14 protein-coding genes are annotated in these 20,576 nt (G+C 70.3%); 2 read left to right on the top strand and 12 right to left on the bottom strand.

Annotated features, from left to right (window positions below; all coding sequences use genetic code 11):
* Positions 1-16 precede the first annotated feature (16 nt).
* The 4 genes from ACFRAL_RS17125 to ACFRAL_RS17110 all read right to left on the bottom strand — a co-directional run bounded on the left by ACFRAL_RS17125 (position 17) and on the right by ACFRAL_RS17110 (position 5,882).
* Positions 17-2,125 (bottom strand): glycoside hydrolase family 36 protein, encoded by a 2,109-nt coding sequence (locus ACFRAL_RS17125; protein WP_378885285.1) that lies wholly within the window; start codon positions 2,123-2,125, stop codon positions 17-19.
* 72 nt (positions 2,126-2,197) lie between these two features.
* Positions 2,198-3,820 (bottom strand): ABC transporter substrate-binding protein, encoded by a 1,623-nt coding sequence (locus tag ACFRAL_RS17120; protein ID WP_378885282.1) that lies wholly within the window; start codon positions 3,818-3,820, stop codon positions 2,198-2,200.
* A gap of 119 nt (positions 3,821-3,939) precedes the next feature.
* The gene (locus tag ACFRAL_RS17115) at positions 3,940-4,899 is read right to left on the bottom strand and encodes a carbohydrate ABC transporter permease (protein WP_378885279.1); all 960 of its coding nucleotides are present in this window, start codon (positions 4,897-4,899) and stop codon (positions 3,940-3,942) included.
* Positions 4,896-5,882, bottom strand: a complete 987-nt coding sequence (locus ACFRAL_RS17110) for an ABC transporter permease (protein ID WP_378885277.1) — start codon at positions 5,880-5,882, stop codon at positions 4,896-4,898. The genes ACFRAL_RS17115 and ACFRAL_RS17110 overlap by 4 nt, the downstream gene beginning before the upstream one ends.
* A gap of 274 nt (positions 5,883-6,156) precedes the next feature.
* Between ACFRAL_RS17110 and ACFRAL_RS17105 the strand changes: the two genes are divergently transcribed.
* Positions 6,157-6,945: a FadR/GntR family transcriptional regulator gene (locus tag ACFRAL_RS17105; protein ID WP_378885275.1), complete on the top strand. Its 789-nt coding sequence runs from the start codon at positions 6,157-6,159 to the stop codon at positions 6,943-6,945.
* Here ACFRAL_RS17105 and ACFRAL_RS17100 read toward each other — a convergent pair.
* Positions 6,935-8,263, bottom strand: coding sequence for an enolase C-terminal domain-like protein (locus ACFRAL_RS17100; RefSeq protein WP_378885303.1), 1,329 nt, complete (start codon positions 8,261-8,263; stop codon positions 6,935-6,937). The two genes, ACFRAL_RS17105 and ACFRAL_RS17100, sit on opposite strands and share 11 nt — an antisense overlap.
* A 186-nt stretch (positions 8,264-8,449) precedes the next feature.
* Between ACFRAL_RS17100 and ACFRAL_RS17095 the strand changes: the two genes are divergently transcribed.
* A complete protein-coding gene (locus tag ACFRAL_RS17095) occupies positions 8,450-10,891 on the top strand; it encodes a glycoside hydrolase family 2 TIM barrel-domain containing protein (RefSeq protein ID WP_378885272.1) in 2,442 nt (813 codons plus the stop codon).
* Positions 10,892-10,894: 3 nt separating this feature from the next.
* On the opposite strand, the gene ACFRAL_RS17090 is transcribed toward ACFRAL_RS17095, so the two are convergent.
* The 7 genes from ACFRAL_RS17090 to ACFRAL_RS17060 form a co-directional block, all read right to left on the bottom strand.
* Positions 10,895-13,222, bottom strand: a complete 2,328-nt coding sequence (locus ACFRAL_RS17090) for a glycoside hydrolase N-terminal domain-containing protein (protein WP_378885269.1) — start codon at positions 13,220-13,222, stop codon at positions 10,895-10,897.
* A 179-nt stretch (positions 13,223-13,401) separates the two neighbouring features.
* Entirely contained in the window at positions 13,402-14,826 is a 1,425-nt protein-coding gene (locus tag ACFRAL_RS17085) for a glycoside hydrolase family 32 protein (RefSeq protein WP_378885266.1), read from the bottom strand.
* Positions 14,827-15,041: 215 nt separating this feature from the next.
* Positions 15,042-16,502, bottom strand: a complete 1,461-nt coding sequence (locus ACFRAL_RS17080; protein ID WP_378885264.1) for a glycoside hydrolase family 32 protein — start codon at positions 16,500-16,502, stop codon at positions 15,042-15,044.
* 11 nt (positions 16,503-16,513) lie between these two features.
* On the bottom strand, positions 16,514-17,548 hold the full coding sequence (locus ACFRAL_RS17075) for an ABC transporter ATP-binding protein (RefSeq protein ID WP_336398244.1): 1,035 nt from the start codon (positions 17,546-17,548) through the stop codon (positions 16,514-16,516).
* Positions 17,545-18,462 carry an ABC transporter ATP-binding protein gene (locus ACFRAL_RS17070; protein ID WP_378885261.1) on the bottom strand — a complete coding sequence of 306 codons (918 nt, stop codon included), beginning with the start codon at positions 18,460-18,462 and terminating at the stop codon, positions 17,545-17,547. Before ACFRAL_RS17070 ends, ACFRAL_RS17075 begins: the two co-directional genes overlap by 4 nt.
* Complete coding sequence (locus ACFRAL_RS17065; RefSeq protein ID WP_378885300.1) at positions 18,459-19,442, bottom strand: ABC transporter permease; 984 nt, start codon at positions 19,440-19,442, stop codon at positions 18,459-18,461. Before ACFRAL_RS17065 ends, ACFRAL_RS17070 begins: the two co-directional genes overlap by 4 nt.
* A gap of 41 nt (positions 19,443-19,483) precedes the next feature.
* Entirely contained in the window at positions 19,484-20,461 is a 978-nt protein-coding gene (locus tag ACFRAL_RS17060; RefSeq protein ID WP_336398241.1) for an ABC transporter permease, read from the bottom strand.
* Positions 20,462-20,576: the final 115 nt, after the last annotated feature.

Raw genomic sequence — 20,576 nt, 5'->3', positions numbered from 1 at the left:
GCGCGCCGCGTCCGCCTCAGGACGCGTCGGCCACCCGCAACCGCAGAGTGCGGGCCGCCGGCTCTTCAGGCAGGTCCAGCGTCAGCTCGCCGGCATCCGCGTCCCACTGCGCGCTCGTCTCCAGACTGGTGGGGAACACCGCCTCGACCGTGAGACCCGCGCCGGCGTGAGCGGCCAGCGGCACACGGACGCGGGCAGGACCGGAGCGGCGCCAGACCGTGAGGAGGTCCCCGTCGGCGTCGCGCAGGCCCACCGCGACGACCGGATCGTGCCAGCCGGGCAGACCGAGCGGCCAGAAGGGCCGCGCTCCCGGGATGCGGTGCCGGATGCTGCGATAGGCCGAGGTCGCCTCCTGCACGAGCCGCATCTGCTCCGGCGACAGCCGGTCGATGCGGCCGGCCAGGTGCATGCGACCGAGGAGCGCGCTGGCGAGCGAGAAGGCGATGCGCTCGTCGGACCACGACGGGTCGGGGTACGCCCACACCGCACCCTGCTCGGGTGTCACCGTCGTGGGGGCCGCCGCCGCGATGGCGGCGGTCATCAAGGGGTCCTGGTTGTCGCTGGTGGACTGGACGGGATGCACCCGCAGCGTCGCGCCGTCCATCCGCTGCCCGCCGCTCGCGCAGCTCTCGATCACCAGCCCGGGGTGCCGGTCCATGAGCTCGCTCACCCACTCCAGCAGGGCCTGCTGATGGCCGAGCGCGCCATCGCCGGGGCTGTCCGCCCGCACGTCGGTGCCCTGGGTGACGTCCATGTTGTAGTCGAACTTGAGATAGCCCAGTCCGAGGTCAGCGATCAGCCGCTCGACGGCGTCGTCGAGGTGCGCCCGAGCGGACGGATGCCGGAGATCCAGTTGCAGCCGGCCGGACTCGACGACCCGGCGCCCGTCGCGCTGGAAGAACGCCTCGGGCGGCAGCAGCTCGGCGACCGGGCTGCCGACCGAGACGACCTCCGGCTCGAGCCACAGCCCCGGCACCATGCCCCTGTCGCGGATGCGCCTCGTCATCGCCTCGAGCCCCTCGGGGAATCGGCGGGACGACGGACGCCACGCGCCGAGCTCGTTCCACCATCGCTCGCCCTCGGCGTACCAGCCCGAGTCGATGCAGTAGACCTCGGCTCCGGCCGCGGCGGCGGCGTCGATGAACGGCGGGAGGTTCTCCGCGGTGGGATCGCCCATGAGGGCGTTCATGAAGTCGTTGACGATGACCGGGAGCCCGTCATGATCGGGGTGGGGGCGACGCACCCGGCGCCGCGCCTCCGTCAGCGCGCCGAAGAGGTCGTCGTCGCCGCCGCCCAGCACGAGCATCGCGGGGACGGAGCGGAACCGGCGCCCGGGCTCGAGTCGCCGCATCCACGCCGCACCCTGATCCGTGGGTCCGCTCGCCACGACGTAGAGCGCATCGCCGTGGTCTCCGATCTCCCATCGCCACGGCCCGTTGTGCTCGATCTGCCACAGCACAGAGCGCGGCTCCACGCGCGATCGGAGCATTCCCATCGGCAGGTGGCCGCCGGTGGACCAGCTGCCCCGCTGCGCCACGGCGAAGGAGGCGCGGGAGGTGGGCAGGCCCCACGTCCGCAGGCCCGTGTCGTCGAGTCCCAGCTCCGCCGGCGTGCGTCGCTGCCAGGCCATCTCGCGGAACCACGTGTTGTGCGCGAATCCGACCTCGTGATCCAGCCACCACTGCGAACCGGGCGCGGAGATGCCGCCGAGGGCGACCGACGACACCGCTCGCAGATCGACGGCGTGATCTCCGGCGACGACTTCGGTCTCGGCGCGGACGACAGGGAGGTCGGGCCAGCTCGACCAGCGGGCGATGACCAGGACATCCGACACCGCGTCCAGGGCGCTCACCTCGAGGTGCGAGACGCCGGCCTCGCTCCACGAGCGGTGCTCGACCGCACGCAGGCGCAGCCCGACCGCGCTGCCCATGAGTCGCTCCGACGATGCCACGCCGGAGCCTTCCGCGTTCACATGCACCTCCGCGATCGGCAGCGCCGCAGCGGGCGCCGGCGCCCCGGAGTCACCGGCCAGGGCCAGCCGCGAGACCGTCGGCGGGCCATCGGGCCCGAGATCCAGGTCCAGCTCCACGGCACCCGGGCGCCAGCGGACGATGCGCGATCCCATCGCGGTTCCTCTCTTGGTAGGCGGGCGGCATCGAGGCGGGGCGCTCACGCACCCCGCCCCGGAAGCCGTCGCTCAGCTGGCGTCGTACGCCGCCTGCCAGATCTCGACATAGCGGTCGACGCCGAGTCCCTGCAGACCCTGCAGGTAGGCATCCCAATCGGCGTCGCTCTCGGGATCGCGAACGCCCGTGATGAACTCCGCCGTCGACGTCGCCACGTTGCTCTCGATGTTGGTCGTCAGCGTGGACAGCTCGTTGGCCTCCTCGACGGGGACCCACAGGTTCCAGTACGGGAAGATGGCGTCGGATTCCTTGCCCTCGTAGAGCTCGGTCGCCTGGAAGAGGCGGCGCTCGAAGCCCTCCTGCGTGTAGATGTCCATCGGCTGCACCTGGGCGTTGCGGAACTCCTCGGTGTCGAACACCTGGGCCATCGGGCCCCAGTTGCCGTTGTAGTCCGCCTCGTTCGCCTCATCCAGCGGAAGATCGACGAAACTGGGCTCCAGCTCCGGGTCGAGAGCGATCTCGCCTTCCTCCGGGGCGCGCCATCCGATCCCCTCCTCACCCTGCTGGGCCCTGACGTGGCCCTCGGGAGTGAAGATGTAGTCCATCATCTCCATGATGATCTTCTGCTCCGCCTCATCGGCGGCCTTGGTGACCACGAAGGTCGCGCCGGGCACGCTGGGCAGCTGATACGTCGTGATCGGGCCTTCCGCTCCCTCGAGCGGCGGCAGCGGGTTGTACTGGTTGTCGCGCCCGTCCTCTTGACCGATGCTCACGCCGATGCCGGGGTGGATGGCGGTGAAGCCGCCCACCACGACCGCCTCCGCGGAGTTGCCGGTGGCCTGCATCGTGTCACCGCCCTGCGAGAAGGCCGCAGGATCGATCACGCCGGCGTCCCAGAGACGGTTGAGGAACTTCACACCCTCGCGCCATCCGTCCTGCATGGTCTGCATCTGCACGGTGTCGCCGTCCAGGCCGAGCGAGATGGGCTGGCTGTTCGCGCCCGCCCCCGTGTTGAACGAGTTCGAGATGAACGCGTTCATGATGTACGGCACGATCGACCACTGCGCGCTTCCCGTGATGGGGATCTCGTCGGCGACGCCGTTGCCGTTGGGGTCCTGCGTCTTGAACGCCACCATGACGTCGAAGAACTCGTCGGGCGTCGTCGGCATGGCGAGGCCCAGGTTGTCGAGCCAGACGGTGTTGATCCAGAACTTGTACGGGTAGGAGCAGTGGTAGCAGTCGTTCCACTGCGGAAGCCCCCAGATCGTCCCGTCGGGCGCGGTGGCCAGGGTCTCGAAGCCGGGCTCGGCATCGAGCGCCTCGGCGATGTGAGGCGCGTGCTCATCGATGAGGTCGTTCAGCGGAAGGATCAGCCCCTGCTCGCCGTAGCGCTGCAGCTCGGCCTGCGTGAACTGCGACGCCCACGGCACGAGCATGTACGCCTCGGGCAGCTCGCCGCCGGCGAGGGAGATCTGCCGGGCCTCGGTGGCCGCGCCCGAGTCGTACCCCGTCGTCTGGAAGTCGATGTCGACGTCGAACTCCTCCTCCAGCAGCTTCGTGAAGGAGTTGGTGTTGAGGTCCATCTGGCCGCCCTGCTCGCCGAAGATGGTGATGACCTTCTGGTCGTCCGCGGCATCGGCCGTGCAGCCGACGAGCGCGAGGCCCATCGTGGCGATGACGGCGGAGACCGTCATCGCACGGCTGCGGTTCCGGCTGCGGCCGGACAACGGTTGTCTGAACACGATCTTGCCTTTCTGTAGGGGACGGATCTCTCCGGCTCTGCGGGTGCGGTCGGCGCCGCCGGGTCTCGTCGTCAGCCCTTGACGGCGCCGACGAGGATGCCCTTGTTGAAGAAGCGCGCGACGAACGGGTAGACGAGCATCACGGGAACGGTCGAGATGACGATCAGGGAGTACTTGAGGAGGTCGGCCAGCTGCTGCCGCTCGAGGGCGGCCGCGGCATCCATCCCCGGCGCCGCCTGATTGAGGATCAGCACGTTGCGCAGCACCAGCTGCAGGGGATACAGGCTCGGGTCTCGCAGATAGAGCAGCGCGTCGAAGTACGAGTTCCACTGGAAGATCGCGTACATGAGCGCGATCACCGCCAGCAGCGGCTTGGACAGCGGCAGCACGGTGGAGAAGAGGAAGCGCAGATCGCTGGCGCCGTCCAGCTGGGCCGCTTCGTAAAGCTCCTCCGGGATCGAGGTGCGGAAGAACGCGACGGCGATGATGACCTGCCACACCCCGATGGCCTGCGGGAGGATGAGCGCCCACCGGGTGTCGAGCATCCCCAGGTTCTGCACCACGAGGTACGTGGGGATGATCCCGCCGGCGAACAGCATCGTGAAGACGACGAACAGTGTGATCCCGCGGCGCCCCCAGAAGTCCCGACGCGACAGCGGGTAGGCGATCGCGACGGTCAGCACGAGGCTGATCGCGGTTCCGGCCAGCGTATAGATCAGCGAGTTGGTGAAGCCGGTCAGGATCGAGCTGTCGCTCAGCGCCCGCTGGTAGCCCTCGAGGGTGAAGTCGATGGGCCAGAACGTGACACGACCCGACGACACCGCCAGCGGATCGCTGAAGGAGCTGGCGAGGATGTACAGCAGCGGCAGCAGCACGCACAGCAGGAACGTCGTCAGCAGGATGTAGACCCCGACCATGAAGACGCGATCGGTGGTCGTCTCCTTGATGCGCCGCGGGCGCCCGACCTCGCGCGGGGCGCGCCCGCGCGGGCTCTCGGCGTCGGTGTCGTTCTGGATCAGTGTCGAGCTCACCACAGTCCGTTTCCCGTCAGTCTCTTGACCCCGGCGTTGACCGCCAGCAGCAGCACGAGGTTGATGGCGCCGTTGAACAGGCCGATCGCTGCGGCCTGGCTGAAGTCGGCGTTGAGCAGGCCGACCTTGTAGGTGTAGGTCGGGATGATCTCCGACTGAGAGATGTTGAGGCTGTTCTGGAAGAGGAACGCCTTCTCGAACCCGATCGCCATGACGTTGCCGACGCCCAGCACGAGGATGATCATCGCGGTGGGGAGGATGCCGGGGATGTCGACGTGGCGGATCTTCTGCCACCGGCTGGCGCCGTCGACCTTCGCCGCCTCGTAGAGGGTCGGATCGATCCCCGCCAGTGCCGCGAGATAGATCACCGCCGAGTAGCCCACCGTCTGCCAGATGTCGCTGAGTACATAGATGTGCCGGAAGTAGTCGGGGTCGCTGAGGAAGTCGATGGTGCCCAGCCCGAAGAAGTTCGTGACGTCTCCGGCGAGGCCGACCCGCGGCGAGAGGAAGAGGATCGTCATCGACACCACGACGACCGTCGAGATGAAGTACGGCGCGTACGTCACCATCTGGACGGTGTTCCGGAAGAACTTCAGCCGCACCTCGTTCAGCGCCAGCGCGAGGATGATCGGGACGGGGAAGCTGGCGAGCACGACGTACGCCGACAGCAGGAAGGTGTTGCCCAGCACCGGCCAGAAGATCGGGTTCGAGAAGAAGCGCTCGAAGTGCTTCACCCCGACCCAGTCGCTGCCCCAGACGCCGTCTACGACGTTGTAGTCCTTGAAGGCGATGACGGTGTTCGCCATCGGGATGTACTTGAAGACCACGAAGTACGCCAGCGGGATCAGGATCAGCAGGTACAGCTGCCAGTGGCGGCGGAAGCTCCGCTGGAAACCACGGATGCCGCGTGACCCGCCCCGCTCGCGCACCTTGCGGGTCACGCCTCCGACGTCGAGACCGACGCCCCCGGGCGGCGTCACCATGCGCGCACTCCGTGACGGGCGCACTCAGTCACCGCATCGGGCACGGCGGCGCGGGTGGATCGCGGCAGCTCGCAGCGCATCATCCGGCCATTCCCATCCGCATCGTCGCAGGCATTGCTTCACCATAATCATCAGATGATTTCATGTCAACGTTGTAAACGGCGGCCGTTCCGGGGGCTTCGGCGCGAGATTGATTCAATCTTTCTGCGCCCTGTCGCCGTTTCTCGGGCCTGTGGCACGCGGCGGCAGAGTCTGTGCGGCATAGACTGCTCGCGTGGCGAACGGCGTCGACGACACCCCAGCGAGCACCGGCTCCCGCTCCGACCACGTGATCGCGATCGTCAAGCGCATGATCGCGTCGGGTGAGCTGCGCGCGGGTGATCGCCTCCCCATCGAGAAGGAGCTCGCCGCGCGCTGGGGCGTGTCGCGAGGGTCGCTGCGCGAGGCGGTGCGGTCACTCGCCGCGCTGGGCGTGCTCGAGACCAGGCAGGGTGACGGGACCTACGTCACGCAGCTTGACCCCGGGTCGCTGCTGCGCCCCCTGGAGTTCTGGGCGGGCCTGCAGGAGGCGACGCAGGCGGTCGATCTCCTTGCCGTGCGCCGCGTCCTGGAGACAGAGTCCGCAGGCCTGGCGGCGGTGCGGCTCTCCGACCAGGATCTCGACGAGCTCGACCGCATCCTCTCCGGCATCGAGGAGGGACTGAGCACGGGCGAGCTCGGCCCCGAGTCCTTCATCGACGCGGATGCCGAGTTCCATCGTCGGATCGCGCAGGCCAGCGGCAACCCGGCCCTGGCCGCACTGATCGACAGCCTCATGACCCGGACGCTGCGCGGCCGGCTGTGGCGCGCCATCACCGAGAGCGACTCCGTGGGCGAGGCCCACGCCGACCACCGGGCGATCCTCGCCGCGCTGCGGACACGCGACGCCGAACGTGCGCGCATCCGCATGGCGGCGCACCTGCTGGGCGTCGAGCTGTTCGCCGCGGAGCATCCGGTCTCCGTGGACGCCCTCCCCGCGGTGGGCGCCGCGGCGGGGGCGCCGGTGGATCAGGTCACCGAGTAGCCGCCAGCGGTTCCATGGCGGCGCGCTCGAGCCAGTACGCGCCGTCGGGGAAGCGGTACCGCTCGACCGACTCCTTCCGCAGCTCCGCGCTGTAGCCGGGCGCGGCGGGCAGCCGGTAGTGGCCGCGGGCGACGACCACGGGGTCGACGAAGTGCTCGTGGAGGTGATCGACATACTCGGTGACGCGGTTGTCGAGGGATCCGGAGAGGGCGACGTAGTCGAAGACCGAGAGGTGCTGCACCAGCTCGCACAGCCCGACGCCACCGGCGTGCGGGCAGACCGGCACCCCGAACTTGTGGGCCATCAGGTAGACGGACAGGATCTCGTTCACGCTGGCCAGCCGAGCGGAGTCGAGCTGGCAGAAGTCGATCGCCTCGGCCTGGAACATCTGCTTGAACAGCACGCGGTTCATGCCGTGCTCGCCCGTGGCGACGCCGATCGGCGCGACCGCTCTGCGTATCGCCGCGTGCCCGAGCACGTCGTCGGGGCTCGTCGGCTCTTCGATCCACAGCGGCCGGAACTCCGACAGCGCGGTGACCCATTCGATCGCCTGCGGCACGTCCCACACCTGGTTGGCGTCGATCATGAGGTGGGCGTCCCAGCCGATCACCTCGCGGGCGATGCGGAGGCGACGGCGATCCTCGTCCAGGTCGGCCCCGACCTTGAGCTTGAAGTGGCGATGGCCCTCGTCCATCGCCGTCCGCAGCAGCGACCGCAGCCGGTCGTCGGAATAGCCGAGCCAGCCCGCGCTCGTCGTGTAGCAGGGATACCCGCCGCGAGCCCTCAGATCGTCGAGGCGCTCGCGACGACGCGGGGCGGCGGCGCTCAGCATCGTGATCGCCTCGTCGCGGGTCAGGACGTCCGACAGGTAGCGCAGATCCGCCGCGTCCACGAGCTGCTCGGGGCTCATCTCGACCAGGAGCCGCCAGAGGGGGACGCCGGCGCGGCGCGCCGCCATGTCCCACAGCGCGTTCATCACCGCCGCCATCGCGAGATGCACGACGCCCTTCTCCGGGCCGAGCCACCGCAGCTGCGTGTCGGAGGCGAGCTCCCGGTACGTCGCACCCAGGTCGTCGAGCAGCTCGTCGACGTCGCGCCCGACGAGCGGCAGTGCGCGCTGGCGAGCGGCCTCCACGCACAGGTCGTTGCCGCGCCCGATGGTGAACGTGAATCCGAAGCCCCGCAGAGCGTCATCGGTCTCCAGGACGACATAGGCCGCCGAGTAGTCGCCGTCCTTGTTCATGGCGTCGGAGCCGTCGGCGTCCAGCGATGTGGGGAAGCGCACGTCATGGACGCGGAAGCCGGTGATGGTGGGCATCGTCTGTTCCTTCATGCTCGCAATCCTCCGATTTCATTAGATCTATCGGAGTCGTTTGGCCGCGTGAATGCGCGCCTTCCGGCGATCTTGCCACACCCGTTCGGCACGGTTGGCCAAAAGGTCAGATCTTTACGGGATACTGACGCGCTGCTAGCGTGACGGCGAACCGAGAGGCGGGATGTCCGGATGCAACGTGAGCTCTTCGACCGCGGGTGGGAGTACCGGGAGCGCTTCACCGATCACCCGCCCGCGTTCGTCCCGGTGGCGCTCCCCCATGACGCCGTGGCGGGCTCGGCCCGCATCGACGACTCGTCACTGCAGGCCACCGGGTACTTCCCGGGGGGTGCGTGGGAGTACCGGACCCGGCTCACGGCGCCCGCGGAATGGCGTGACCGCCACGTGGCGCTCGAATTCGAGTCCGTGTACCGCTCGGCGGCGGTCTTCGTGAACGGCGAGCCGGCGGCGCGGCATCCGTCCGGCACATCCGGGTTCATCGTCGACCTCGATCCGCACCTGCGCCACGGAGCCGACAACGAGATCGTCGTGGAGGCGCGGTCGAACAGGGACGCCCGGTGGTACTCCGGCGGCGGCATCATCCGCCCGGTGCACCTGACGGTCGCGCCGCGCGTGCACATCCCCCTCGACGGCATCGTCGTCACGACGCCCGAGCATGACGCCGAGGCCTCGGTGGTGCAGGTGGTGACGACGGTGCGCAACCTCGAGCGGGTCTCCGTCGTGCGGCGGCTGGAGACGGCGATCCTCGATCCTGCGGGGCAGATCGTGGGCGTGGATCGCACCCGCGTCACCGTCCCGCCGGGTCGCACGATCGAGGTGAGTCAGCGCATCCTCGTGATGTCGCCGCTGCGATGGTCGCCCGAGGCGCCGCACCTCTACCGCGTCGACTCGACTCTCGGATCGGGCGACCACGATCGGGATCGAAGTCAGGTGGCCTTCGGCATCCGCACCCTCCACCTCGACGCGGCGCGGGGCCTGCGCATCAACGGCGCACCGGTCGATCTGCGCGGCGCCTGCGTCCACGCGGACAACGGCGTGATCGGCGCGGCCGTCTTCGATCGCGCCGAGGAGCGCCGCGTCGCCATCCTCAAGTCGGCGGGGTTCAACGCGATCCGCAGCGCGCATCAGCCGATGAGCCGCGCGATGCTGGACGCCTGCGACCGTCTGGGGATGCTCGTCATGGACGAGCTGACCGACTTCTGGACACGGTCCAAAGCGCCCGACGACGGAGCCGATCGGTTCGCCGACACGTGGCCTCGCGAGCTGGAGGCGATGATCGCCAAGGATCGCAACCACCCGAGCGTCGTCATCTACTCGCTCGGGAACGAGATCCCCGAGGCGGCCACGCGCACCGGCGCGGAGCTGTCCAGGACCATGTCCGCCGCCGCACGACGCCTCGACCCGTCGCGGTACGTGACGGCCGCCGTCAACGGCGCCCTGTTCGGGATGGACGGCGCGATCGAACCGGACCCCGCGCTCCTCGGCGGCGCCTCGATGGACCCGGTCGCGGAGATCAACGGCCGCACCCTGAGCCTCGAGGACCGGATGAGCGCGCTGGGCGTCACCGACGCGGTCACGGCGCTCGCCGAGGAGGCGTACGACGCACCCGACATCGCGGGGATGAACTACCAGTCGTGCCGGTACGAGCTCGATCGCCGGCTCTTCCCCCATCGCGTCATCGTCGGGTCGGAGACGTTCCCGACGCAGATCGATCGCCTGTGGGCCCTCGTCCGCGCGAACCCCCACGTCATCGGGGACTTCACGTGGACGGGCTGGGACTACCTGGGAGAGCCCGGGCTCGGCCGCATGCACTACACCGACGACCCGCCCGGCGGCGGCGCGCTCGGCGCGTACCCGTTCCTGGTCGCGGGTTCGGGCGACATCGACATCACCGGGGAGCGTCGCCCGGCCTCCTACTACCGCGAGATCGTCTACGGACTGCGGTCGGAGCCGTACATCGCGGTCAGGCGTCCGCAGACGAGGGGCCGCACGATGAGGTCCGCGCCCTGGTCGTGGACCGACTGCGTGCCGTCGTGGACGTGGAACGACGTGGGGACCGAGCCGCTGGAGGTCGAGGTGTACAGCGACGCCCCCGAGGTGGAGCTTTTCCTCGACGGTCGGTCCGTGGGCCGGCTGCCCGCCGGGGCCGAGAACAGGTTCCGCGCGCTGTTCCGCGTCGGATTCGCGCCCGGGCGGCTGGAAGCCGTCGCGCTGCGCGACGGCGTCGCTGCCGAGAGCTTCGCGCTGCAGACGGCGGGGGCCGACCGCGCGCTGAGGCTCACCGTCGAGCCGACGGACCTCGCGTCGAACGGGCGCGACCTCGCGGCGAACGGGCGCGACCTCGCCTTCGTCGTCATCGAGCTCGTCGACGCCGCGGGTGTCAGAGCAGCCGATGCCGACGTCGAGGTGGAGGTGCACATCGACGGGCCGGCGTCGCTGCAGGGTCTCGGGAGCGCCGCGATGTCCACCGAGGAGTCGTTCGCCGATGCCCGGCACCGGCTGAACGGCGGTCGCGCGCTCGCGGTCGTCCGCCCGACCGGCACCGAGCCCATCACCGTGAGCGCGTCCGCGGACGGCCTGGCGACGACGTCGGTCGCGATCGCCGCCCGCTGAGACTCAGCCGGGGATGCGGACGCGCGCCGGGCCCCGTGACAGGTCGAGGTCGGCCGTGAACCGGCCAGGGCCGGAGACGGTGATCACGTCGCCGTCCCGCGTCGCCTCCGATCCTTCCGCGAGCGAGAGGATGGCCGTCGCGCCGTCGGGCCCCCAGGTCAGCTCCTCCACGACGACACCGCCACGCGCTCGCACGCCCCGGATCGACCCGCTCGGCCAGGACGCCGGGAGCGCGGGCAGCAGGGCCACGTGCCCGGGCCGGGACTGCACCAGCATCTCGATCACGATGGCCGGCAGCCCCCCGCTCGCATCGACGTTGAAGATCGCGTCGCCGTCATGCGTCGACACCGCGTTCGACCTCCAGAAGTCGCGCGCGAGCGATTCGACGCACCGGCGGGCGGCGTCGGCATCGCCGAGTCGCGCGGCGGCGAGCCCGAGACCGACCAGGCCGAAGGCCATCTCCATGCGGCCGGAGGGAGCCGCCCAGGGCTTCTCGTCGCGCCACGCGAGCTTCCTCCTGATGGTCTCGAGCGCCGCGGCGCGCAGCTCGGGGGTGTCGGCGGCCTGGTCGTCCTCGTACCAGAACGGGTAGAGCTGCGAGACGTGGCGGTGCCCGATCTCCTCGTCGACGCTCGGGTCGAGCCACTCGGCGAAGGTCCCGTCGGCGGCGACCCGGTAGGGAGCGAGGCGGTCCGCGAACGAGCGCCAGGCGTCACGGTCGACGTCTTCTCCGAGCACGTCGGCGATCCTGGCCCCCACTCGCGCGGCGTCGCGGAAGGCCGCCACGTCCATGGTCGCGTCGGCGGCGATCGGAAGCGACCGGTTGCCCGGGGTGTTCTCGGGCGAGTACGACGGGGCCAGGCGCAGCCGGCCGTCGTCGTCCGGGACGGCGACGGCGAGGGCGAACGCCATGACGTTGCGGGCCAGCGGCCACGCGTACTCGCGCAGCAGCTCGATGTCGCCGGTCGTGCTGAACTGATCCCAGGCCAGTCGCAGCACCCAGGCGCCGCCGGCCATCCAGTAGAGGTGCGGATACGTGTCGGCGAAATGGCTGCTGTTGCCGTGCGAGTCGAAGCGGGCCGGAAGCAGCCATCCCGGGGCGCCGAAGACGCGTTCGGCGTTGGCCGCGTAGTCGTCGACGTGCCGGAACAGCGCTCGGAGGTACGAGGTGAACAGCTGGGGAGTGCCGGAGAAGACGAGGGATGCCACGCCGCCGTGCTGCACGTTGCCGTTCTGCGTCCAATCGCCCGACCATGCCGGCCGTCGGGTTCCCTGCCAGATGCCCACGAGCGTCGGAGGCAGCACGCCGGTCGAGGAGATGATGGTGTGGCGGCCGGAGGCGAACGCCAGCTCGACCGCCGCGAGCACGCTCTGCGCGTCGCCCGACCTCGCACCGCGCAGCACGTCGTCGTACGAGACGCTGCCGTCGATGCCGCTGCGGAGGTCGAGGGCGCACGCGTGGAAGAGTGCGGCGTGCGACTCGGCGGGGACGGCATCCGCTCCCGCGCGTCCGCCGAAGAGCTCGATCCGGACCGGCAGGGTGACCGGGCGGCCGCCGGGAAGGCGGACGCGCACGCCGCCTTCGACCGGTTCCGCCGCAACGTCCTCCGGCAGCGCGACGGTCAGCCGGGCGTGCCGGGGCGGCCACGGGCTCGGCGGGTTCTGCCGCACGAACGGCAGCAGCCGTTCCTCGTCCACCCACACGTCGAGCACCAGCTGCGACCCGCTCAACACCGGCACCGTCTGATCGAGATACACGCCGTAGTCGGTCGACGGGAAGGAGCCTTCCCCCTGCGCATCCTCACCGAACCCGAGGGCCAGCACGCCGCTGGCCTCGTGCTGCGACCACACCTCGATCGCCATGCCTCCCGACGCGCGGTCGGGAACGAGGGCGATGCCGCTGCGGCCGCCTGCCGCGTCGGTCCACTCGACGCCCACACGCCCCGTGGTGAAGTCGCCGCTCCTGCGGTAATCCTCGTGGCCTGCCGCAGCGTCGGGCGTCCAGGACAGCTCGCCGACCGGCACGAACGGGTCCGTCCAGATCATCGAGCCGTCGTACCCGTCCTCGCGGGCGGCGCGGTCGGTGAGCTCGGCGACCGCGCGGGAGTCGCCGGCGAGGGCCGCCGCTCGCACCTCCTCGATGACGGGCGCGATGCGCGGAGCGGCCCTCGCGGAGTTCACGGGGAGGAAGAACTCCTCGTGGCAGAGGTGGATCGCATGGCGCTCCGGCGTCCCCGACAGCACCGCCCCGATCGAGCCGGTGCCCGCGATGAGCCCGTGCTCCCAGTCGTGCCCGATGGATGAACTCCAGAATCCGGTCCTGACGGCCACGCGGCTCTCCTCATCGATCGTTGGCCAGGTGTCCCGTTCAGCCTAGACGGAATGATCTGATGAATCAGCCGCGGTCGATCGCTTCGGACGCAAGAATCGCCGATCAACGCGGATTCGCCGCCACTGACATCTGATCACTGCCGGGTCGCCCAGCGAGCCGTCCGGTAGCTGAACCTCCCTCAGACCGCCAGCTCGCGGATGGTGAGGCCGCGGAACGTCGCCGATCCCTCGTGCGCGTAGAGGCGGATGCCGTCGTCGCCGTCGAGCGGGAAGACCCGGTGCGAATGCACCACACGGCCGTCGCCCACGAAGAGCTCGACGCTGGTGCGATCGACGAGGATGCGGACCGTGAGACGCCCCGTCGAGGGATCGATCGGCGTCTGCGATTCGCCGCCGGTCGGATTGATCGTCGGGCGACGGTTCACGTACGTGAACGGCCCGTTGAGGAAGGCGCCGACGGCGACGTGACGGCCACCGCCGGAGGCGCGGCACACCTCGAAGCCGATGTTGGCGGGCCTCGCCGCCGGGTCCCACACGAGCTCGCACGTCAGGTCATAAGCGAGCGACCGGACGTCGAGATCATGCGTCCCCGCGACGGCGACGTCGCCGAGGCTGTGGGTCTTCTTCGCGTACTGAGCGAGGGCGGCGGTCGGGGTGGAGGCGAGGTAGTAGCCGCCGTCCCCCGCGGCGAGCCTCAGGTCGCGCACGATCATGTCGTCGCCGTTGTAGCCGTCGGTCGCGAGGGTCGGCGTGTTGTGCGGGTAGTCCCAGAAGTTCGCCCATCCGATCGCGCGGCGCAGCGTCGGGTCCTCCGCACCCGACGCGTCGTGGTTCGCGTAGGTCACGGCGCCGTAGAAGTCGAACCCGTAGTCCAGCCAGCGCGGCTCGCCGTGATCGGGGGCGAACGAGGCGCCGTCGAACGCGCCGGTCCAGTACGCGTACGTCGCCGGCAGACCCCGCCCCTTGCCGTTGGCGCTGATGCCGAGGATCCAGTGCGCCGTGCCGTCGTCCGCGGTCATGCGGAAGATGTCGGGGCACTCCAGCAGCCCGAGGTCGGTGCGGACGAACTCGCCGACGCGCTGCCACGAGCGGAGGTTCGCCGAGACGTAGAACCCGATCCGCTGCCCTTCGGCGTTCGCCATGAACCAGCGCCCGCGGTCGGCGTCCCAGATGACCTTCGGGTCGCGGAAGTCGTGCACACCGGGGTTGGGCAGCACGGGGTCGTCGCCGCCGGGGCGGAACGTCTTGCCGCCGTCGGTCGAGTACCAGAGGTACTGCGCCTGCCGGCCGCCGGGTGCCTGCGTCACGAGGGCGATGACCGCGCCCACCCCGTAGCCGGCAGTGTTGTGCTCGTCGATGACGAGGCATCCCGACCAGCAGTCGCCGTTGCCGTTGCTGAACTTCGGAATGGCGATGCCCTGGTCGCGGAACGCCACGTGGTCGCGCGTCGTGGCCCGCCGCCACGCCGTGCCCGCGCCGCCTTCGAGGTAGTCGGCGTTGTACAGGTAGTAGTAGTGGTACTCGCCGTCGATGAAGATCGGCCGCTGCGGGTCGTTCTTCCAGTTGTCGGGAACGCTGACGTGGTACGCGGGGCGCATCCTCATGCGTCCTTTCGAGGTGGTCGTGCCGGGAACGGATGCCGCTTCCGCCGCGGCTGCGGCGGCTCCGCCTCCTCCAGCCAGAGCCAGGGTGCCCGCCAGAGCGGTGACGCCGGCCCCGGCGAAGAGCGCGCGGCGTGAGACTGTCGTCGATTCCTCCATGAATGACCTTTCGTCGTGGCAGCGTCGGCGCTGCCGTGGGTGGTGGTTGGGCGGGAATCTCAGCCGGCGGATGCCATGCGCCACGCCCGCAGCGTGGCTCCGGCGCCGCCGTCGACATCGACCGAGACCTGAAGCGCGTCGGGCCGTGTCGGATACGCGCGCGCGGCGAGCGGGATGCCGTTCGCGAACGCCTCCAGCGCGGAATGGTCGACCACGACGCGCAGGCGCACGGTGTCGCCCTCGAGGCCGACGACACCCGCGAGCGGCTTCGTGTCGACGGTGGTGTCGAGGCTCGACCGTCTCCGATCGAGCGAGAACTCGACCTCGTCGCCGACGCGGCGCAGGCGATAGACGGTGCGCTCCGCGCCGTCCGCCGTCGCGCGGACGGTGAGCTCGACCGAGGCGCCCGCCGGAAGCACGGCCTCGAGTTCGAGGTCGAGCTGGTCTCCGCCGAGTCCCGACCCGGCGACCCCGGCGGCCGGGCCGTCGTAGAGGAGCTCCGCCCGCAGCGCGTCGACCTCGGGCGCCGGCGCCTGGTGCAGCGAGCCGTCGGAGCGCGCGGTCACGACACGCGGCAGCGACATGACGCCGGACCAGCCGGCGGCGACGGCCGCGGCATCCGTCCGCCCTTCCTGCATCCAGCCGAACATGAGCCGCCTGCCGGTCTCGTCGCGCATGGACTGCGGCGCGTAGAAGAAGCGCCCGCCGAGGTCGAGGCGGTGCAGCGAGCGGGGCTCGAACCCGTCGCCGCGGTAGGAGCCCGACCAGTACAGCGGGTGGTGCGTCACGCCGTCGTCCCAGGCGGAGAAGACGAGCACGTCCGTGCCGTCGACCGCGAAGAGGTCGACGCACTCCCACATGGTTCCCGTCCAGTCCGGAGCCGTCCGCGCCCGGTCCGCCGTGTCGCCGACGAGGAGGGGGCCGACATAGCGCCACGAGCGCAGGTCGTCGGACTCGTACAGCAGCGCCGTGCCGCCCTCGCCGCGGATGCCGGCCCCGATGATGTGCCGCCATCGCGCCGGACGCGCATCGGTCGCCTCCTCGCGCCACACGCAGTGGTCCCGGTAGGCCACGATGTCCAGGTCCGCCGGCGGTGCCGCGATGACGGGATTGCCGGGCTCCTTCGTCCACTCGACGAGGTCGTCCGACCCGGTGGCGAGGCAGGGCAGCTCGACGCCGCCGTGGCGGCCCGAGTACACCAGCGTGGGCACGCCGCCGTCGTCGACGATCACCCCCGACCAGCAGCCGTCGGCGTCCGGGCCCGCGCTCGGTTCGAGGGCGATCGGCAGGTGCTCCCAGCGCACGAGGTCGGTGCTGCGGGCGTGCCCCCAGTGGATGCGGTCGTGCACGGGCGCGTACGGGTTGTACTGGTAGAAGAGGTGGTACCAGCCGTCGCGCTGGGTGAGGCCGTTGGGGTCGTTGAGCCACCCGGCGGGGGCGACGAAGTGGAACGCCGGCCGGTGCGGGTCGGCGGCGGCGCGCGCGACGAGATCGGGCGCCGCGGAGACGGGACTGGTCATCGGTGGCGTGGTCATGCGGCGTCGTTCTCCTGGTCGTCGGCGGGCTGTTCCAGCGCGGTTCCGGGCGCATCGGCGGGCGGGGCGTAGAGGCCGCAGCGCACCCAGTGCTGGGGCGTCTCGCTCAGCCGGTGGAACACCGGCTTCTCGTTCGAGCACTCCTCGTCGGCGACACCCGTCCAGCGGCACTCGGTCGGGCGGAGCACCTCACGGCGCAGGCGGGCCCGCTCGACGGGATCGAACGGCTCCGTGCGCTGCGGGTCGGGCACCGCCGAGATGAGCAGGCGCGTGTAGGGGTGTGCGGGGTTCGCCAGCAGCTCCATCGCGTCGCCGCCTTCGACGAACTCGCCCGCGAACATGACGATGATGCGGTCGGCGAGGTAGCGCGCGGAGGCGAGGTCGTGCGTGATGTACAGCATCGAGATCCCCTGCTCCTCGCAGAGGGTGCGCATGAGGTTGAGCACCCCGATCCGCACCGACACGTCCAGCATCGACGTGGGCTCGTCGGCGAGGATCAGCCGCGGGTTCACGGCGAGCGCGCGGGCGATCGCGATGCGCTGGCGCTGACCGCCGGAGAGCTCGTGCGGGTAGCGGTCGAGCATCTCGGCCGGAAGGCCCACCTTCTGCATCAGCCGCTGCTTGGCGTGCTCCATCGCGTCGCGTCCGGATGCCGCGCCGTGGATGCGCAGCGGACGCTCGAGGAAGTGCCCGACGCGGTGCACCGGGTTCAGCGACCCGAACGGATCCTGGAAGATCATCTGCACGGCCGACCGGTACTCGCGGCTGGCGCGCCGCTTCGAGGCGGCGAGCATGTCTTCGCCCTCGAAGAGGAAGGTGCCCGCCGACGGCTGCTCCAGACGCGCGAGGCATCTGGCGAGCGTCGACTTGCCGCTGCCGGACTCCCCCACCAGCGCGACGATCTCGCCGTGGGCGATGTCGAGGTCGACGCCGCCGAGGGCGCGCACCCGCTTGCGGGACAGCGTGCCGCCGATGGTGAACGTCTTCTCGAGTCCCCGCGTGGAGAGCACCGGGGTGTCGTGTCGATTCATGAGATCGCCTCCGTGATGAGGGACGCGTCGTCGCTGGGCGCGACGAAATGCGTGGGGCCGACCTGCTCCAGATCGGGGATGTCGCGGAACCGCACGCCTTCGCCGAGCCCCTGCAGCCGCGCCCGGGGGCCCGACATGGGCGGGAACGCGTTCATCAGAGCGCGGGTGTACGGATGCCGCGGCGCGGCGAAGATCTCGCCGGCTCGGGCCGTCTCGACGAAGCGCCCCGCGTACATCACCGCCATGCGGTCCGAGAGCTCGACCATCAGCGACATGTCGTGGGTGATGAAGAGGATCGCGAACCCGAGCTCGCGTTGCAGGTCCTTGATCTGCGCCATGATCTCCTGCTGCACGACGACGTCGAGAGCCGTGGTCGGCTCGTCCATGATGAGCAGCGGCGGGCGCAGTGCGGTCGCCATCGCGATGACGACGCGCTGCCGCATCCCGCCCGAGAGCTGGTGCGGGTAGGCGCGCAGCCGTTCACGCGGGATCCCGACGAGGTCGAGCAGCTCGCCCGCCCGCGAGAGCGCGGCCTTCTTCGAGATGCCTTCGTGGGTGGTGAAGATGTCGGCGATCTGGTCGCCCACGGTCATCACCGGGTTGAGCGAGTTCATCGCGCTCTGGAACACCATCGCCACCTGGCGCCAGCGGAAGTCGCGCAGCTCCTCGGCGGTGAGGGCGAGCACGTCGGTGCCGGCGAAGCGGATCGAGCCTCCCGAGATGAGCGCGGGGTCGCGCAGCAGCCGCAGGATCGCGTTGGCGATCGTGGACTTGCCGCAGCCGGACTCGCCGGCGAGGCCGAACACCTCGCGCTCGGCGATCGAGAACGACACCCGGTCGACGGCGCGAACGGTGCGCGCCTCGGTGACGTACTCGACGGAGAGGTCGTCGACCTCGAGCAGCGGAGCGGTCATCGTGCCGCCTCCTTCCGCGGGCCGGCGACGACGCGCGTGGGCGCGTCGGGAGTGGTGCGACGGCGGGGCCGGCGCAGGCGCGGGTTGGTGGTCTCGTCGACGCCGTAGTTGACCAGCGCGAGCGCGAAGGCGACGAGGGCGATGCAGACACCCGGAGGGACGAACACCCACCATGCCCCGGTCAGCAGAGCGCCGTCGTTGCTCGCCCAGTACAGGTTCGTGCCCCAGCTGATGGTGCTGATGTCGCCGAGCCCCAGGAACTCCAGGCCCGCCTGCGCGCCGATGCCGAAGATGACGCACGCGAGGAACGTGCTCATGACGATCGACGCCATGTTCGGCAGCATCTCGCGGAACATGATGCGCAGCCCGCCCTCGCCGGTCACCTGCGCCGCGGCGACGAAGTCCTTGCCGCGGATGGACATGGCCTGCGAGCGCAGCACGCGGGCCGAGCCCGCCCAGCCGGTGATGACCAGCACCAGGATGACGGTGCCGAGGCCCTGCGGCAGGAACGCGGCGAGGATGACGAGCAGCGGCAGACCCGGAAGCAGCAGGAACACGTTCGTCACCAGCGCCAGGATGTTGTCGACCGTGCGACCGAGGTAGGCCGAGGCGAGCCCGACCAGCAGTCCGACGAAGGTGGCGGCGATGCCGACGGTGAACCCGACGAACAGCGACGATCGCGAGCCCCACACGTTGAGGGCGAAGACGTCCTGTCCCTTCGCGGTGGTGCCGAGCCAATGCTCGGCGGACGGCGGCTGAGAGCCGATGCCCTGGATGAGCGTCGGGTCGCCCGGCGCGATGACGGGGGCGAAGACGGCCATGAGTGCGAACACCACCAGGATGATGACGCCGGCGAGGGCCTTCCCGTTGCCGACGAGTCCGCGGACGAGCCCTCCCCCGCCGCGTCGGCGGCGGGGTGGCGGCGCCGCGACGACCTGGCCGTCGGGACCGGGAGGCGAGCCGAGGTCGAGCTCGGCCATGACGCGGGGATCTTGCGCGAGTGACATGTCACACCCTCCGTTCAGCTCACGCGCACGCGCGGGTCGAGGCGCACGTACACGATGTCGACGAGGAAGTTGGCGATCAGCACGGCCGTGGTGATCGTGAGGAAGAGCCCCTGCATGAGGGGGTAGTCGAGGTTCTGCACCGCGGCGAGCAGCGTGTAGCCCACGCCCGGGTAGGCGAAGACGACCTCGGTGAGCAGCGCGCCGCCGACGACGAAGCCGAGCGACATGCCGAACGCGGTGACCGACGGCAGCAGGGCGTTGCGGGCCGCGTACTGCATCATGACGCGGTTCGCACGAAGGCCCTTCGCCTCGGCCATGACGATGTAGTCCTCGGCGTTGGTGGCGATCATGGTGTTGCGCATCCCGAGCATCCAGCCGCCGACCGAGACGAGCACGATCGAGGTGGCAGGCAGGATCAGGTGATAGGCGACGTCGCCGAGGAAGGCGAGCGAGAACTCGGGCACGGTGCCGACCTCGTACGCGTGCCGCAGCGGGAAGGCCTGGAGCGTGACCCCGAAGAGGTACAGCAGCCCCATCGCCAGCCAGAAGTAGGGGAACGAGCCGATGAAGATCAGCACGGGCGGCACGACGGAGTCCAGGATGCCGCCGCGACGCCAGGCGGCGAGGATGCCGAGCACGTTGCCGATGACCACGGCGATGATCAGCGACACGAAGCCGAGCAGCAGCGTCCAGCCGAGCACGCTCGCGATCACGTCGGTCACCGGCGTCGGGAACCGCGAGATCGAGAATCCCATGTTGCCGGTGAAGATCTGCCCCAGGTAGCGCAGGTACTGCTCCCACAGCGGGGCGTCGCTCAGGCCGAACGACTCGCGCAGCGCCTCGATCTGGTCGGGGCGGATCTGCCCCTGCAGCCGCGCGACCATGCGCGAGACCGGGTCGCCGGGCATGAAGCGCGGAAGGAAGAAGTTGAGGGTGATCGACACCCAGAACGCGACGAGGTAGAACCCCAGCCGTCGCAGTATGTAGCCCATGATGCGTCTCCTGGGTCGTGCGGGGGGCCCGCCGGGGGGGCGCGCCAGGGAGGCCCGCAGCGGCAGGGCGGGGCGCACCGCCAGGCCCGGGGGGGGGAGCGGGCCCGCGGGCCCC

This window comes from Microbacterium sp. NPDC056736 (assembly GCF_042790415.1).
Taxonomy (GTDB): domain Bacteria; phylum Actinomycetota; class Actinomycetes; order Actinomycetales; family Microbacteriaceae; genus Microbacterium.
Note: the sequence above shows the minus strand (reverse complement) of the source record. Positions and strands in the feature narration are given on the sequence as shown.

What these genes read in the sequence shown, in the direction of transcription:
- ACFRAL_RS17060 (WP_336398241.1), bottom strand. Translation starts at nt 20,461, where the DNA reads ATGGGCTACATACTGCGACGGCTGGGGTTCTACCTCGTCGCGTTCTGG.
- ACFRAL_RS17075 (WP_336398244.1), bottom strand. Translation starts at nt 17,548, where the DNA reads ATGAATCGACACGACACCCCGGTGCTCTCCACGCGGGGACTCGAGAAG.
- ACFRAL_RS17065 (WP_378885300.1), bottom strand. Translation starts at nt 19,442, where the DNA reads ATGGCCGAGCTCGACCTCGGCTCGCCTCCCGGTCCCGACGGCCAGGTC.
- ACFRAL_RS17125 (WP_378885285.1), bottom strand. Translation starts at nt 2,125, where the DNA reads ATGGGATCGCGCATCGTCCGCTGGCGCCCGGGTGCCGTGGAGCTGGAC.
- ACFRAL_RS17085 (WP_378885266.1), bottom strand. Translation starts at nt 14,826, where the DNA reads ATGAGGATGCGCCCCGCGTACCACGTCAGCGTTCCCGACAACTGGAAG.
- ACFRAL_RS17080 (WP_378885264.1), bottom strand. Translation starts at nt 16,502, where the DNA reads ATGACCAGTCCCGTCTCCGCGGCGCCCGATCTCGTCGCGCGCGCCGCC.
- ACFRAL_RS17110 (WP_378885277.1), bottom strand. Translation starts at nt 5,882, where the DNA reads ATGGTGACGCCGCCCGGGGGCGTCGGTCTCGACGTCGGAGGCGTGACC.
- ACFRAL_RS17095 (WP_378885272.1), top strand. Translation starts at nt 8,450, where the DNA reads ATGCAACGTGAGCTCTTCGACCGCGGGTGGGAGTACCGGGAGCGCTTC.
- ACFRAL_RS17070 (WP_378885261.1), bottom strand. Translation starts at nt 18,462, where the DNA reads ATGACCGCTCCGCTGCTCGAGGTCGACGACCTCTCCGTCGAGTACGTC.
- ACFRAL_RS17100 (WP_378885303.1), bottom strand. Translation starts at nt 8,263, where the DNA reads ATGCCCACCATCACCGGCTTCCGCGTCCATGACGTGCGCTTCCCCACA.
- ACFRAL_RS17120 (WP_378885282.1), bottom strand. Translation starts at nt 3,820, where the DNA reads ATGACGGTCTCCGCCGTCATCGCCACGATGGGCCTCGCGCTCGTCGGC.